We start from the raw sequence: 14,609 nt of genomic DNA on the forward strand, positions 1-14,609 counted from the left end.
GAACCTTTGGGCCCGCCTCAAAGAATGGCGTGCCGTCGCCACCCGCTACGAGAAGACCGCCCGATCCTTCATCGGCATCCTCTGCCTCGCAGCAGCCGCCGACTGGCTCAAGCTCTAACAGGCCCTAGTCCCGCGCCAGCAGCAGCCGTGCCAGCCGGTCGAACTCCGCCACGCTGAGCGTCTCGGCGCGGCGCGTGCCGTCCAGCCCGGCGCCGCCGAGCAGCGCCTCGGCCTCGCCCAGCGACTTCAGGCTGGAGCGCAGCATCTTGCGCCGCTGCCCGAAGGCCGCCGCCGTCACCTTCTCCAGCGCCGCCATCAGCGCCGGGTCCGGCGCCTCGGCATGCGGCACGAGGTGGACAATGGCCGACCACACCTTGGGCGGTGGCGAGAAGGCGCCGGGCGGCAGGCGCAGCGTCATGCGCGCCTGGCAGCGCCACTGCGAGAGCACGGCGAGCCGGCCGTAATGCTCCGTGTCGGGGGCGGCGACGATGCGCTCGGCCACCTCCTGCTGGAACATCAGCGTCATGCTCTCGAACAGATGCGCCTGGCGCAGCCAGCCGATCAGCAGCGGCGTGCCGACATTGTAGGGCAGGTTGGCGACGATGCGGCGCGGTGCCGGCAGCAGGCTCTCCGCGTCGATCCTCAGCGCGTCGCCCTCGACGACGCGCAGCCGGCCGGGATAGGCGGCGGCCAGCTCCTCCTGCGCGGCGATGGCGCGGTGGTCCAGCTCCACCGCCACCACCTCGGCGGCGGCGGTGTCGAGCAGGGCACGGGTCAGGCCGCCGGGGCCGGGGCCGACCTCCAGCACGTGCCGCCCCTCCAGAGGCGCGGCGATGGAGGCGATGCGGGCGCAGAGCGTGGCATCGAGCAGGAAGTGCTGGCCGAGCGCCTTGCGCGCCGCCAGCCCGTGCTTCGCGATGGTCTCGGCGAGCGAGGGAAGGGAGGCGGAAATGGCCGGATCAGCTCCGCATGTCGATCTGCGCGCGGCGGCGCAGGTCGCGCTGCAGCTGGCGCGAGGTCAGCTCGATGCGATCGCGCAGGATCTGGGCACGCGCCTGGTCGGGCGTCAGCTCGGCCAGGTTGCGGGTCTCGCGCGAGCAGACGGCCAGCACCAGAACGCCCTCCGGCGTCACCAGCGGCTGGCTGGCGCGGTTGACGGCGAGGCTGGCGACGATGCCGCGCAGCGGCGCGGGCTGCAGGGTGTCCTGCCGCAGCGGGCCGCCGGGGTCGGCCGGGCGGTCGGAGCCGCGGGCGGCGGCCTCCAGGGCGGGGCAGGCCTTGCCCTCCAGGGCGCGGGCGCGCTCCAGCGCCTGGATCTGCTGCTGCGTCGGCGCCTGCGGGTCGAGCGCGCTGGTGAAGCCGAAGAAGGCCTGGCGCAGCGTGACGAGGGTGGCGATCTCGCGCCCCGTCTCGCGCTTCTGCCGCAGCGTGACGATCTGGAAGCCCCCCGGCACGCGCTGCGGGTTGGCGATGGCGCCGGGCGGCATCTGGCTCACGATGCGGCCCACGGCGGGGTCGAACTCGTCGGGGCGGGTCCAGCCCATGTCGCCGCCCTGCAGCGCGGTCTGGCTCTGGCTGAACTGGGTGGCGGCGGCGGCGAAGGGCACGCCGGCGCGGAGCTGGCCCACCACATCGTCCACGAAGCGGCGCACCTCCGGCTCGGCGGCCGGGTCGTCGACGGGGATGAAGATCTCGGAGACCAGGAATTCCGGCTCGCCGGTGCGCGCCTTGTGGGCGGCCATGAACTCCTCGATCTCCTGCGGCGAGACCTGGGCCTGGTTGCCGAGCTGCTGCCGCACCAGCCGCGACCAGCCGATCTGGTTGCGGATCTGGTCGAAGAGCGCGCGCGGCTGTACGCCGGCGCCGCGCAGCTGGGCCAGCAGCCCGCCGGAGGGGAGGCCGTTGCGCTGCTCGATCTCCTCGATGGCGGCGGCGACATCGGCATCGGCCACGGGGATGCCGCGGCGCTGCACCTCCTGCATGCGCAGCCGCTCATCCACCAGCAGCCGCGTCACCTGGGGGCGCAGCCGGGTCAGCACCTCGGGGTTCGGCCCCATGCCGGCGTTCAGCGCGAAGAGGCGGGTGCGCGCGGCCACCTCGTTCGCCGTCACCACGTCGCCATTCACCACGGCGACGATGCGGTTCATCGGGGTGGCGCCGGGCTGGGCAGCGCTTTGGGCAGCCCCCTGGGCCGCGCCGGCCCGCTGGGCCAGGGCGCCCGGCGCGGTGGCGAGGGCGGCCAGCGGCAGCACCGCCGCCAGGGCCAGCGCGCGCCACGCCGTGGCACGCAGGGCCGGGACGGAAGGGGCCGGGGCGGAAGGGGTCGGGCGGGTCGGGGCGAGGGCGCGTCGCATGGCGGATTTCCTAGGCCGGGTGCGCATCCTCCGCCAGCCCCAATCGCGCAGGGCGGCGGGGATGGCGCCAGGGTATGACGCCGGGGAGGGCGTCAGATCGCGCGGAAGCCGAAATCGCCCACCGTCTTGAACGAGACACGGAACAGCAGGACGGTGTCGGAAGGATAGTAGGAGGCGCGGTTGCTCGGCTCCGCATAGGTCTTGGCGAAGCGCGTGTCGAAGATCAGGCATTCATCCTCGTAGGTGAGGTTGACGCCGGCCGAGACAGCGCGGTCCAGCTCCAGGTCGTAGCGGCCGAAGCCGCCGCCGCGCCAGAAGCGGGTGATCTGCGCCTGGGCAGAGCCCGAGACCTCGCGCCGCTCGCGGGTCGAGATCAGCGCGGTGGAGGGGTCGGTGTAGAGGTAGCCGGCGCCGAGCGTCACGCGGCCGAGGCTGAGCTGGGCGCGGGTCTCGACCAGCCGGCTGTCCAGGTTCTCCTTGTCCAGCCGGGCGCGGGCGGTCAGGTCCAGCCAGGAAACGGGGGAGAAGCGCACCCGGCCGACCCAGTCCGAAGCCTGGTCGCGCAGGCCGGAATTGACATCGAACACCGCCTCCTCGCTGGCGCGGAAGGAGCGGCCGACCAGCGCCTCGACCTGCCCGCCATTGGGGAAGAACCAGGCGCCGCGGAAAGCGGCGTCCACCCGGCTGCCGCCTTCCTGCCGGTCGCGGCCTGGGAAGCGGTTGAGCTCGAACAGGTTGGCGTCGGTGAACTCGAAGTCGAGGCTGTCCTCGTTCGCCACCAGGGTCTGCCGCCCCGTCGCCGGACCGGTGACGAGCTGCACCCGCGGCTCGATCAGCTGGGTGCCGTAGGCGCCGGCGCTGCGGCTCATCGGCAGGCGCCAGTCCAGCGCCACGCGGACATTGCCGGTGGCGTCGGTGGCGGTGTTGCGGCTGGCGAAGTTGGGGGCGAGGTCGAGGTCGTCCACCCAGCGGGCCAGCCCGTCCGCCTGGGCGCGGAAGGTCCAGACCTGCCCGAAGCGGTCGATGCGCGGCAGGTCGTAGCGCAGGCGGGAGGCGATGCGGCGGGTGTCCGTGCCTTCGTCGCGGAAGAGGGCGAAGGCGCCGATATCCGCGCTGAGGTAGCCGCCCAGCCGGTCGCGCCCCACCCAGTAATCGGCGAAGAGGTTGGGCAGCACGAGCGGGATCTGCCCCGTGTCGTCCACCTCAGAGAGGCCCTGATAGGCACGGCTATCGACCCGCGCATAGGCCTCGGTGCCCCAGAAGCCCTCCGCATAGGCGTCGGAGGAGAGCTGGCGGGGCGCCGGGTAGCGCCAGGCGCGCAGGTAGTTCTCGCTGCTGGCGCGGTTCAGGTTGAAGCCGGTGCGCCAGTTCTCGTCGATCGAGAACTGGCCGCGGCTGTAGATGTGGCCGCCCCAGCCCTCCTCGCCCGGCGCGCCGTCGCGCTGGCCGACGGAGCCGGTGGCCTGGATCTCGCCGCTGTTGAAGCGGCGGCGGTAGTCGAAGCCGAGCGCCGGGTCCTGCTTGGTCGAGAAGGTCGGCGAGAGGGTCAGGTCCTGGCTGGGGTCGATCGCCCAGTAGTAGGGCGTGGTGAGGAAGCCGCCGAGGAAGCTGCTGCTGCCGAAGGTGGGCGTCAGGAAGCCGGACTGGCGCGGCACCGAGGGGTCGGGGTGCGAGAGATAGGGCGTGTAGAGCACCGGCACGCCGCCCAGCATCAGCGAGGCGTCGCGGTAGCGCAGGCGCTTGGCTTCCTGGTCGTGCGTGGCCAGCCGGGCGCGCAGCTGCCACAGCGGCGGCGCCTCCGGGTTCTCGGCGCAGAGGTCGCAGGAGGTGTAGAGCACCCGCGACATGTCGAGGATGGTGCCGTCCGTGCGGCGGGCGCCGCTGGCCACCATGCGGCCATTCTGGGCGAGGCGGGCCTTCAGCCCCTCCACCACGCCATCGCGCATGTTGCCGGTCAGCTCGGCGCGGTCGGCGAACAGCACCTGCCCGTCCGCCTCCAGCAGCTGGACGTTGCCCTCGGCGGTGGCGATGCCGGTGTTGCGGTCGAAGGTGAAGCGGTCGGCGCGCAGGATGCGCTCGTTCTGCCAGGCCTCCACCGCGCCGCGGGCGGTGACGAGGTCGCGCGCCTGGTCGTACTCCACCTCCTCGGCGGTGAAGGTGACGGGGGCGTTGTTGCCGGTCTGGGGCGGTGTTGCCTGGGGCGGTGTTGCCTGCGGCGGTGTTGCCTGGGGCGCTGTGGCCTGCGGCGGGGCGGCCGGCACCGCGCCGGTTGGCTGCGGCGCGGCGGGCTGCGACTCGGCCTGGTGCAGCGGCAGGCTGGCGGAAAGCAGCACGGCGCTGCCCAGCAGGGCGGCACGCCAGCCGGCCGGCGGCAGGGAGCGCCGCGGCCCTCCCCGGCGATCCGTCTTCCCTGCCGGGGGCTCCCCGGCGTCGCGCATGGCTCGGTCCATGCCGCTTCCATAGCGGCTTCGGCGGAGCGCGGCGAGAGGGATGCGCGGCGCCGGGGCGGGCCGTGGGGCGCCGGGGCGGCATCACATTGCGCTCAGGCGCCGCCGGCGGCCTCCGGCGCACCGTGCCCCGGAGCCCGAAGGCCGGGCCTGGAGGCCGGAGCCCGGATTGTGGCTCCCGGCCCGGCTCAGCCGTCTTCCTGGTAGATCAGCAGGGTCAGCGCCAGCAACAGGCCGGCGATCGAGGGGGCCCAGGCGGCCAGCGCCACCGGCAGGGTGCCGGCCTGGCCGAACTCCTCCGACACCTTGTCCAGCAGGAACAGCGCGAATCCGGCGGCGATGCCGGCGCCGATCATCCGCGCCACGCCGCCGCGGCGGGAATGGCGCATCGAGAAGCCGGCCGCCATCAGCGCCATGGCCGCCGTCAGCAGCGGCAGGGAGAGCAGGGAATGGAAGTGCAGCCGGTGCCGCATGGCGGAGAAGCCGGCGCTCTCCAGCACCGCGATGAAGCCCGGCAGCGCCCAGAAGGAGAGGGTGTCGGGGCTGGCGAAGCTGTCCTCGATGCGGTCGGGCGTCAGGGTGGTGGGCAGGCGCAGCGTGCCCGGCGCCGAGGGCTGGCGGTCGCTGCCGAAGGCCACCGCCTGCTCCAGCTCCCACGCGCCGGGGATGAGGCGGGCGCGCGGCGCCTCCACCCGCTCCAGCGGCCGGTCGTTGGCGGCGAGCCGCCACAGCGAGACCTGGGTGAGCTGGAAGCCCTCCCGCCCGATCTCCGGCACGCCGGCCAGGATGGCGACGCCGCCCGGCTCCAGCGTGGCGTCGGCCTGGCGCAGCCAGAGCCGCCCCCCCGCCAGCGAGGACAGGCCCGTGGCGTTGCGCAGGTAGGTGGCGTCCAGCCGCTCGGCGCGCGCCAGCATGGCGGCGGAGAGCGGCGAGACGACGGTGATGGCCAGCGTGCCGAGGCAGAGCGCCACCAGCACCGGCCCTGCCAGGAAGCTCCAGGCCGAGACGCCGGCGGCGCGCGCCACCACCAGCTCGGAGGAGCGGGCGAGGCGCCAGAAGGCGATGATTCCGCCCAGCAGCACGGCGAAGGGCAGGATCTGCAGCACCACGAAGGGCAGCCGCAGCGAGGCGATGGAGGCGACGAGGCCGAAAGTGGCCTCCGGCCGGGTGGCGGCGCGGCGCAGCAGCTCGATGAAGTCGAACAGCGCGACGAGGCCGGTGAGCGCCGCGACCAGCGCCAGCGCCATGCCCGCGAAGCGGCGGGCGATGTAGGCGGAGAGGGTGTAGGAGAAGGCCATCATGCCGGCTCAGCCTTCCGCCGTGCCGGGCCGGCGGCGCGGCAGGCCCGGGCTGCCGGAGAGCACCCAGGCCGCGATCAGCCCCGGCACCACGGCCTGCGCCCAGACCAGCGGGATGGCGGCGTTGTTGCGCGCCGCCAGGTTGCCCACCGCGAGGCCCAGCGCCAGCAGCACCACCACCAGCCCGACGCCGAGGGTCGCCGGCCGCCAGTCGCCATGCCGGCGGAAGCCGCTGGCCAGCGCCGTGGCCAGCCCGACCATGGCGAAGGACAGCGCGGTGAAGGGGGAGGAGAGGCGCTGGTGCCCCTCGGCGCGGAACTTGCGGATGTCGCGCTCCGGCAGGTTCTCCTCCGGGTCGGGGTGCAGCAGCTCGCCCACGAAGCGCTCGCGCGAGTCGCGGTTGCGGGCGGTCTCGGCGGGGCTGTTGGAGGTGCTGGCCAGGTCCACGCTGTTCTCGGCGAAGGAGAGCACGGAGAGGCGCGCGGGGCGGGTGGCGGTGGCCGGCTCCATCTGCTGGCGCACGCCGTTCAGCAGCGTCACGCGCGGGCCGGCGGGGGTGGAGACCAGCCGCCCCTCCTGCGCCATGATGGTGACGGGCGTGCCCGGCTCGCGCATGTCGTGCACCAGGATGCCGCGCAGGGTGCCGTCCGCGGCGCGCTGGCGGGCATAGACAGTGAGCGTGTCGCCCAGGCTGCTGAATACCCCTTCCTGCAGCAGGATGGCCGCCATCTCGTTGCGGATCTCGAACTGCCAGGCGCGGAAGGCGGCATGGCTGACCGGCACCAGCCAGAGCTGCATGAACAGGGCCAGCGCGGTGGCGATGGAGGCCACCAGCAGCGCCGGGCGCGAAAGCTGCCAGTCCGACAGGCCGGCGGCGCGCATCACCACCAGCTCGCGGTCGGCGTTCAGCCGCACATAGGTGAACAGCGTCACCACGAAGGTGGTGATGGGCAGGATCACCGCGAAGAAGCTGGGCAGCAGCAGGCCGGTCAGCTCGATGAAGACCGCGAGGGAAAGGCCGCGGTCCAGCACCAGCTCGATGAAGCGCAGGCTCTGCGTCAGCCAGACCAGGGCGGCGAGCCCCACGGTGACGGCGAGCAGCGACACGCCGAGCTGGCGGAACATGTAGCGGTCGATCTTGGTCATGCGGGCAGGGGTTCACCTCTGGCGGGCCGCGGCGGGGCCGGGGCGGGGGAGGGGCCGGGGCGGGGAGGGACCGGGTCGGGGCTGCATGTAGGCCGGGCGGAGCGGGGCGCCAAGCTTTGCGCCCCCTTCCGCCCGGCGTCCCGCGCCCGGCTACTCCCCGAGAAACGCCCGCAGCACCGGCGCGGGCACGAGGCGCGTGCCGGCCGGCCTCCCGCCCGCCTCGGCGCGGTGGCTGACCAGGCCGAGCAGGCAGGGCACCGACGCATCGACCACCGCGCCGCCGGATTCGCCGGGCTCCAGCCGCAGCGGCATCTCGGCATAGGCGCCGTGCAGCGCCGTGGCCTCCGGCCGCAGCCCGGCGATGCGGCTGGTGGCGCGGCGGCGCGGCGTCAGCACCAGCAAGGGCTGGCCCGGCCACGGCGCGCCGGCGCAGAGCGGCAAGGCGGGGGCGCCGGCCGCCAGGCCCGCCACCCGCAGCAGCGCCACGTCCCGCCCGCCGACATAGACGGTGCCGAGGCCGAGAGGGTCGAGCCCGGGTCCGAGATCGGCCTGCCCGGCGCGCAGCAGCTCCGCCGTGTGGTCCCGCCCCTGGAAGCGGATGGAGGGCGGCGCCGCGCCGGGGGCGCAGCCCTGCAGCAGGGGCTGGGTGCCATCCACCAGGTGCGCCGCGGTCAGGAAGCGGCCGCGGCCGATATGGGTGGCGGCGCCGGTGGCCCAGCAATCCGGCCCCAGCCCGGCGCGCAGCCCGGCCAGCGGCAGCGCCCCCTCCGGGGTGGCGCAGCCGCCGAGCAGCAGCAGCAGCAGCCCGGCGGCGCGGCACGGGTTCAAGAAATCGTGAAGGTGACGGTGCAATGATATCCTGGGAGAACGGTGCCGGGCCGCGGCGGGCGTGACGACCCCGCCGCGTCGCCCGCTGCCATGCCCGGGAGCCGAACCAGCCGCCGCCATGCCCGTCCGCCAGCGCCTCTTCGACAATGGTGTCAACACCGTCACCTTCACCGCGGCCGGAACGGCGCCGCCACCCGGCCTGGGCGCCACCCTGGCGGTCACCTTCGATCCGTTCCGCAGCCTGGAGGTCGAGCGGCCCGGCTTCGGCGAGACGGTGCTGACGGGCCGCGGCATCGACGTGCTGGCCGTGCAGAAGCGGCGCGAGAACTGGTACCAGGATATCAGCCGCGAGACCTTCGTGGCAGAGTTCGGCGCGCGCATCGCCGCCTATGGGCGCGTGCTGTTCTATGGCTCCAGCGCCGGCGCCTATGCGGCGCTGTACTTCGCCCGGCCCTTCGCCGCGCATGTGCTGGCCATCTCGCCGCGTGCCTCCATCCATGCCTCCTACCCCTCGCATGAGCGGGCACGGGCGCGCTGGGGCGCCAGCTTCCGCCACGCCCCGATGGCGGAGGGGGAGGACCGCACCCTGGGTGTCGCCCTGCTCTACGACCCCCGCCTGGCCGGCGACGCGCTGATGGGCGAGGACATGCGCTACCTGGAGCAGGAGATCCTGGCCGCCTACCCCGCGGCGAGGCTGCTGCCCATTCCCTATTCCGGCCACCCCAGCGCGCCGATGCTGGCCGATCTGGGCCTGCTGAAGCCGCTGCTCTTCGGCTACCTGGCGGAAGGGCGGCTGCCCGTGCTGCGCTGGCACGGGCGCCGCCGGGAGTCGTGGAACCACCTGATGCAGCTCAGCCGCGCGCTGCTGCGGCACCGCCGGCCGGCGGCGGCGGCGGCGCTCTGCGACCGGGCGCTGGCGATGCAGCCCGAAAGGGGCGAGCTGTTCCAGCTTGCCGCGCAGATCCGGCAGGCGGTGGACGACCGGCCGGGTGCCATCGCGGCGCTGCGCCAGGCCGTGGCGCTCTCTCCCGCCACGGTGGCGGCGCGGCTGAAGCTGGTGCAGATGCTGCGCGCCGAGGGCGGGACGGAGGAAGCCATCGCCCTGCTGCGGGAAGGGCTGACCCTGGCGCCGGAGCAGCCGCAGATGCGGCTCTGGCTGCTGGAGATGCTGCGCCTGCGCTGCGAGCGGCACATGCAGGAAGGCGCGGTGGAAACGGCCCAGGCCGATGCCAGTGCCGCCCTGGCGATGCTGGATTTCGACGCGGCGCCGGGCGACCTGGCCGAGGCGCAGCGCCACCGCAGCGGCCTGCTCGCGGTGCTGGGCCGCCAGGAGGAGGCGCTGGAGGCCGCCGCCGCCGCCTGCGCGGCCGCGCCGGAGCGCGCCCGCTACCACACCCACCATGCCCGGCTGCTGCTGCGCGCCGGGCAGCTGCCGGCGTCCCGCGCGGCGGCCGAGACGGTCGTGCGGCTGAGCCCCGGCCATGCCGCCAGCCACCGCCTGCTGGCCGAGGTGCTGAACCGCATGAAGCTGACGGAGCAGGCGGTGCGCAGCGCCGGGGACGCGCTGCGCTGCGACCCCGGCAACCCCCGCCTGGAGGAATTCCTCGCCCTGATGCTGAGCAAGGCGGGGCATGTGGCGGAGGCCGTGGCGGTGCTGGAGCGCGCCATCGCACGGGGCGCCACGCAGCCCTCGCTGCTCCAGGCGCACCGGCGCCTCGCCGCGCAGCAGGCCCAGGCCCAGGCCCAGGCCCAGGCCCAGGCCCAGGCCCAAGCCCAGGCCCACGGCACCGCTGCCTGACCGGCGGGAGGATGGCCAGGGGAGGGCCTGCTCCCCCGCCGGCCTTCAAGAACCCCGTGGCGCCGCCGCCCGCGCCAGGCGGTCGTTGATCGCGGCGCCCAGGCCCTCGTCCGGCACCGGCATCGCCGCGATGCCGGAGAGGCCGCGCCGCGCGCCCTCCTCGTCCAGCCAGCGCAGCCCGGCGAAAAGGCGGGAGGCGGCCTCCACCGTGTCGCCCGATTCACTGAGCTGCCAGACGGCGCCGGCGCCCGGCAGCGGCGGCCCGAAGGCCAGCAGCGCCTCGCCCGGCGCCACCGCGCGCGCATCCAGCCGCACCGGCAGGCCGGGGGCGTAGTGCGAGCGCATCATCCCCGGCGCCGGCAGCGCCGCGCCCTCGGCCTGGGCGCCGGGCCGGCCGAGCGGGCCGAGCAGCGCCGCCAGCGCCGCCTCCGGCACGCCGCCCGGGCGCAGCAGCCGCGGCTGCGGGCCGGAAAGGTCGAGCACCGTGCTCTCCACCCCCACGGCGCAGGCCCCGCCATCGAGCACCGCCTCGATCCGCCCGGACAACCCGTCCAGCACATGCGCGGCGGTGGTGGGGGAGACGGCGCCGGAGCGGTTGGCCGAGGGTGCCGCCACCGGCACCCCCGCCGCCCGCAGCAGCGCCCGCGCCAGCGGGTGGGCCGGCACGCGCACCGCCAGAGTCGGCAGCCCGGCGCCGGTCAGGGCGTCGATCCGGCTGTCCGGCGCGCGCGGCAGCACCAGGGTGAGGGGGCCGGGCCAGAAGCGCGCGGCCACGGCGCGGGCGCGCTCGTCGGCCACCACCTCGGCGAAGGCGGCCTCGGCATCGGGGAAATGGCTGATCAGCGGGTTGAAGCGCGGCCGGCCCTTGGCCTCGAAGATGCGCGCCACGGCGCGTGCCTGCCGCGCATCGACGCCGAGGCCATAGACCGTCTCGGTGGGGAAGGCGACCAGCGCGCCGGCCCGCAGCAGCCCGGCGGCGCGCCCGATGGCACTCTCCGGCAGGCGCTCCGTCGGGAGGCTCACGCGCGGCCCTGGCAGAGGAAGGGCTGGTTCTCCCAGCCGGGCTTGCCGTAGCCGAGCGGGCTGCCGTCGAAATGGGTGCAGCGGCCGCCGGCGGCCACCAGCACCGCCTCGGGCGCCGCCGTGTCCCACTCCATGGTGCGGCCGAAGCGCGGGTAGAGGTCGGCCGCGCCTTCCGCCAGGCGGCAGAACTTCACCGCCGAGCCGATCTGCACGATGCGCTGCACCCGCCGCCCCTCCAGGAAGGCGGGAAGCTTCGGGTCGTCCTTGTAGTGGCGGCTGGCCATGACCACGAGCCCCTCCGCCGGCACCGCGCGGCAGGCGATGGGGCGGTGCCCGCCGGCATCCTCCTTCCAGGCGCCCTGGCCGACGATGCCGGTGAACAGCTCGTCCGTCGCCGGGATGGCGACGGCGCCGAGCTTCGGCCGGCCATTCTCGATGAGGCCGATATTGACCGTGAACTCGGCCCGGCCGGCGGCGAATTCGCGGGTGCCGTCCAGCGGGTCCACCAGCCAGTAGCGCGGCGCGGCGGAAAGTTCGGCCCCGTCCGAGACCGCCTCCTCCCCGACCACGGGGATGCCGGGCGCGGCTTCGCGCAGCCCCTCGGTGATGATCGCCTCGGCCAGCCGGTCGGCGGCGGTGACGGGGCTGAGATCCTCCTTGCGCTCCACCGAGAAGCCGGCGTCACGCACGGAGAGGATGGCGGCGGCGGCGCTGCGGGCGAGTCGCGCGGCCAGGGCGAGGAGTTCGGCGTCTGTCATGCTGATATCCCTGTAGCACCCGCGGGCGCGCGGGGAAAAAGCTCCGCCGTGCCGCCGCACGGGTTTCCCCCGCCGTGCCGGCATGGTTCCGTTCCCTCCGCCATCACCGCGAGAGGAGCAGGCCATGAGCGAGACACCGGACGAAGTGCGCTGGGAGAAGCTGACCGCGCCCGAGCTGCGGGCGCTCGCCGGGCGCGGCGCGCTGGTGGTGCTGCCGGTGGCGGCGCTGGAGCAGCACGGGCCGCACCTGCCGGTCTGGACGGACAGCATGATCGGCCATGCCTGCTGCGTCCGCGCCGCCGAGCAGGCGCGCGACGTGCCGGCGGTGGTGCTGCCGCCGATGTGGATGGGCATGTCGGAACACCACCTGCCCTTCGGCGGCACCATCAGCCTGGACTACCAGACCTTCCACGGCGTGCTGCGCTGCGTCTGCCGCTCGCTGAAGGCGCAGGGCTTCGGCCGGCTGCTGCTGGTGAACAGCCATGGCGGCAACATCGACCCGCTGGCCGTCGCGGCGCGCGAGCTGTGCACGGAGTTCGCCATGCCGGTGGTGGCCACCACCATCTTCCACATCGACGGGCCGGGCGTGGCGGCGGTGCTGGAGACGCAGCCGGGCGTGCAGCATGCCTGCGAGGCGGAGACCAGCTTCTGGCTGGCGCTGCACCCGGAGGAGGTGCGGCAGGACAAGATCTCCGATGCCCTGGCGGGGCCGGGCGTCTCCGCCGGCGCGGTGTTCCAGCGCTTCTGGTCCTTCGAGGAGCGGGCGCCCCGGACCGGCGTGCGCGGCGACCCGCGCGCCGCAACGGCGGAGAAAGGCGAGAAGCTGCTGGAGGTGGTGGCGGCGGCACTGGCCGCGGCCATGCGGGAGAAGGTACTGTGGCGCGCTCCTCACGCGGTTTGGGAGGGAGGAAAATTGCCTCAGGGTTGATAAAATCGCTCAGAGGGCAAACGAAGTCTGGCGTGGCTTCGCAAGGCGTAATAAACTTTTCGTGATCCGTCACGATGAGGGATGCGCCTTATGGCTGTCCGGAGCCTCCGCCTCTCTTACCTTGCCCTGGCGATCCTGCTCTGCGCCATGGCGGTTGCCCTGTTGCATGCCACGACCACCGACCATCAGCACAGGATGGCGGCGGCCATCGTGCGGCAATCCGCCCAGACAGCCCTGCACCAGGTGGAGGCCCGGCTGGGGCGGGAGCTGGAGGTTGCCGTGATGGCGGCCACCAGCGGCGCACGCCTGCCCGCCCTGACCAAGGACAAGCCTTCCAAGGACGCCCCGGTGCCGCTGGAGCTGCTGCGCCGGCAGGGCTGGCTGGGGGTGCAGGTCTCCGGGCCGGACGGGCTGCTCTGGCGGGTGGCGCATGACGAATTCGCGCTCTGGGCGCCCGATCCGGAAGGGGAGGCCCGTGCCGCCAGCCTGCACCAGCCCATGGCCAGCAGCCTGCGGCGCGCCCGCTCCGGGCTGGGCGCGCACCTGCTGCTGCACGCGCCGCTGCCGGTGGAGGAGGGCGGCGGCGTCGTCACCATCGTGGTGCCGGCCGCGCTGGTGGAGCAGGCGCTGCGCGACCAGCTCCACATGCCGGGGCTGCACCACCGCGTGCTGGACCATGCCGGCCAGGACATCGCCAGCCGCCCGCCGGTGCAGCCGGGCGAGGCGGGGGAGCCGGCCGAGGGCACGCTGAGCCCCATCACCCTCACCGGCCCGCTCACCGGCTGGCGCATCGTCACCACCGTGGTCGGCTCCCTGACGGAATGGATGCCGCGGCCCTCGCTGCTGACGCTGGTGATGGGCGTGGCGCTGGCCGCCGCTCTGGTGCTGGTCTGCGTGCTGGCCTACCAGACCCGGCGCGGCCAGGCGGCGCAGGAGATGCTGACCCGCGCCCTGGCCGAGCAGGAGGCGGAGCGCCGCCTCTCCGACATCGCCGCCAACCTGCCGGGCGCGCTCTACCGTATCGTCCGCACCCCCGGCGGCAAGCTGGAATGCCCCTATATGAGCGACGGGCTGACCACGCTGATGGGCGAGCCCAGCGGCACCTCGCCGCAGGCGGCGCTGCAGCGCGGCCTGGCGCCGGAGACGCGGGCGCGGGTGGAGGCGGCGCTGCGCCACTCGGCCGACACGCTGACCCCGCTGCTGCTGGAGTTCGACTTCACCACCGCCGATGGCCGCCGCCTCTGGCTGCGCAGCATGGCCAGCGCCCATCCGGGCGTCGATGGTTCGGTCATCTGGGACGGCGTGCTGCTGGACAGCACCGTGCAGCGGGAGGCCGAGGAACGCGCCACCCTGCTGGCGCGCGAGGTGGATCACCGCGCCAAGAACATCATGGCGGTGGTGCGCTCGCTGCTGCTGCTGACGCCGCGCAACGTGCCGCCGGCGCAGTTCGTCGCCAATCTCGACGGCCGGCTCTGCGCCATGGCCCGCGCGCACGACCTGCTGGCCGGCCAGGGCTGGGCGGGGGCGGAGCTGGAATCGGTGGTGCGGCGGGAGCTTGCCACCTACGAGGATGCCGGCGGGGCGCCGCGCCTGGTCTGGCACGGCCCGGCGGTGCGCCTGACCCCGGGCAGCGTGCAGCCCGTGGAGATGATCCTGCACGAGCTCTCCACCAACGCCGCCAAGCATGGCGCCCTCTCCCGGACGGAGGGCATGGTGGAGGTGCGCTGGCTGGCCGTGGCGCAGGGCGGGCTGATGCTGGACTGGCGCGAGAGCGGCGGCCCGGAGGTGCAGGGGGAGCCGGGCCGGCAGGGCTTCGGCTTCCGGCTGATCCACACCCTGGCGCGGCACCAGCTGGGCGGCGGCGCCACCTTCCTGTGGTCGCCCACCGGGCTGCACTGCCGCATCCGCCTGGGCGCCGCCAGCATCGCCGCGATCGAGACCTTCTCGGAGCCGCCCCTGCCGGCCGATTCGCCGCTGGAGATCCCGGAGCCGCCGGCGCGCCAGGCCGCGATGGTGATGTGATCCGCAG

Annotated in this window: 11 protein-coding genes and 1 pseudogene; 4 read left to right on the forward strand and 8 right to left on the reverse strand. The window is 74.4% G+C overall.

The genetic code is table 11. The annotated features are described in order from the left end of the window. Window positions 1–118: pseudogene (locus CR165_RS09410) on the forward strand (IS5-like element ISMex42 family transposase); the annotation flags it as partial. 6 nt (window positions 119–124) lie between these two features. Here the strand turns inward: CR165_RS09410 and rsmA are convergent. From rsmA to CR165_RS24995, 6 genes are all read right to left on the reverse strand, one after another. Next, window positions 125–952: a 16S rRNA (adenine(1518)-N(6)/adenine(1519)-N(6))-dimethyltransferase RsmA gene (gene rsmA / locus CR165_RS09415; protein ID WP_109516741.1), complete on the reverse strand. Its 828-nt coding sequence runs from the start codon at window positions 950–952 to the stop codon at window positions 125–127. Window positions 953–959: 7 nt separating this feature from the next. Then, on the reverse strand, window positions 960–2,354 hold the full coding sequence (locus CR165_RS09420; protein WP_109516742.1) for a peptidylprolyl isomerase: 1,395 nt from the start codon (window positions 2,352–2,354) through the stop codon (window positions 960–962). A 92-nt stretch (window positions 2,355–2,446) separates the two neighbouring features. Then, window positions 2,447–4,804 carry an LPS-assembly protein LptD gene (locus tag CR165_RS09425; RefSeq protein ID WP_245906296.1) on the reverse strand — a complete coding sequence of 786 codons (2,358 nt, stop codon included), beginning with the start codon at window positions 4,802–4,804 and terminating at the stop codon, window positions 2,447–2,449. Window positions 4,805–4,989: 185 nt separating this feature from the next. Next, the gene (lptG, locus tag CR165_RS09430) at window positions 4,990–6,099 is read right to left on the reverse strand and encodes an LPS export ABC transporter permease LptG (RefSeq protein WP_109516987.1); all 1,110 of its coding nucleotides are present in this window, start codon (window positions 6,097–6,099) and stop codon (window positions 4,990–4,992) included. Between the two features lie 9 nt (window positions 6,100–6,108). Next, window positions 6,109–7,245 carry an LPS export ABC transporter permease LptF gene (lptF, locus tag CR165_RS09435; RefSeq protein WP_109516743.1) on the reverse strand — a complete coding sequence of 379 codons (1,137 nt, stop codon included), beginning with the start codon at window positions 7,243–7,245 and terminating at the stop codon, window positions 6,109–6,111. A 150-nt stretch (window positions 7,246–7,395) separates the two neighbouring features. Continuing rightward, window positions 7,396–8,097, reverse strand: coding sequence for a trypsin-like peptidase domain-containing protein (locus CR165_RS24995; RefSeq protein WP_219929717.1), 702 nt, complete (start codon window positions 8,095–8,097; stop codon window positions 7,396–7,398). 94 nt (window positions 8,098–8,191) lie between these two features. On the opposite strand from CR165_RS24995, the gene CR165_RS09445 reads away from it, so the two are divergent. Further along, the gene (locus CR165_RS09445; RefSeq protein WP_109516744.1) at window positions 8,192–9,871 is read left to right on the forward strand and encodes a tetratricopeptide repeat protein; all 1,680 of its coding nucleotides are present in this window, start codon (window positions 8,192–8,194) and stop codon (window positions 9,869–9,871) included. Between the two features lie 45 nt (window positions 9,872–9,916). On the opposite strand, the gene CR165_RS09450 is transcribed toward CR165_RS09445, so the two are convergent. Together CR165_RS09450 and cysQ are read right to left on the reverse strand one after the other, a co-directional pair. After that, entirely contained in the window at window positions 9,917–10,894 is a 978-nt protein-coding gene (locus CR165_RS09450; RefSeq protein WP_109516745.1) for an L-threonylcarbamoyladenylate synthase, read from the reverse strand. After that, window positions 10,891–11,652 (reverse strand): 3'(2'),5'-bisphosphate nucleotidase CysQ, encoded by a 762-nt coding sequence (gene cysQ, locus CR165_RS09455; protein WP_109516746.1) that lies wholly within the window; start codon window positions 11,650–11,652, stop codon window positions 10,891–10,893. The genes CR165_RS09450 and cysQ overlap by 4 nt, the downstream gene beginning before the upstream one ends. Window positions 11,653–11,776: 124 nt before the next feature. Here cysQ and CR165_RS09460 point away from each other — a divergent pair, with 124 nt between their 5' ends. Together CR165_RS09460 and CR165_RS09465 are read left to right on the forward strand one after the other, a co-directional pair. After that, window positions 11,777–12,580, forward strand: coding sequence for a creatininase family protein (locus CR165_RS09460; protein WP_109516747.1), 804 nt, complete (start codon window positions 11,777–11,779; stop codon window positions 12,578–12,580). A 90-nt stretch (window positions 12,581–12,670) separates the two neighbouring features. Further along, window positions 12,671–14,602: a sensor histidine kinase gene (locus tag CR165_RS09465; protein WP_109516748.1), complete on the forward strand. Its 1,932-nt coding sequence runs from the start codon at window positions 12,671–12,673 to the stop codon at window positions 14,600–14,602. Window positions 14,603–14,609: the final 7 nt, after the last annotated feature.

This window comes from Teichococcus aestuarii, assembly GCF_003116135.1.
Lineage (GTDB): Bacteria > Pseudomonadota > Alphaproteobacteria > Acetobacterales > Acetobacteraceae > Pseudoroseomonas > Pseudoroseomonas aestuarii.

What these genes read in the sequence shown, in the direction of transcription:
- CR165_RS09420 (WP_109516742.1), bottom strand. Translation starts at nt 2,354, where the DNA reads ATGCGACGCGCCCTCGCCCCGACCCGCCCGACCCCTTCCGCCCCGGCC.
- CR165_RS09425 (WP_245906296.1), bottom strand. Translation starts at nt 4,804, where the DNA reads ATGGACCGAGCCATGCGCGACGCCGGGGAGCCCCCGGCAGGGAAGACG.
- lptG (WP_109516987.1), bottom strand. Translation starts at nt 6,099, where the DNA reads ATGGCCTTCTCCTACACCCTCTCCGCCTACATCGCCCGCCGCTTCGCG.
- lptF (WP_109516743.1), bottom strand. Translation starts at nt 7,245, where the DNA reads ATGACCAAGATCGACCGCTACATGTTCCGCCAGCTCGGCGTGTCGCTG.
- CR165_RS09445 (WP_109516744.1), top strand. Translation starts at nt 8,192, where the DNA reads ATGCCCGTCCGCCAGCGCCTCTTCGACAATGGTGTCAACACCGTCACC.
- cysQ (WP_109516746.1), bottom strand. Translation starts at nt 11,652, where the DNA reads ATGACAGACGCCGAACTCCTCGCCCTGGCCGCGCGACTCGCCCGCAGC.
- CR165_RS09460 (WP_109516747.1), top strand. Translation starts at nt 11,777, where the DNA reads ATGAGCGAGACACCGGACGAAGTGCGCTGGGAGAAGCTGACCGCGCCC.
- CR165_RS09465 (WP_109516748.1), top strand. Translation starts at nt 12,671, where the DNA reads ATGGCTGTCCGGAGCCTCCGCCTCTCTTACCTTGCCCTGGCGATCCTG.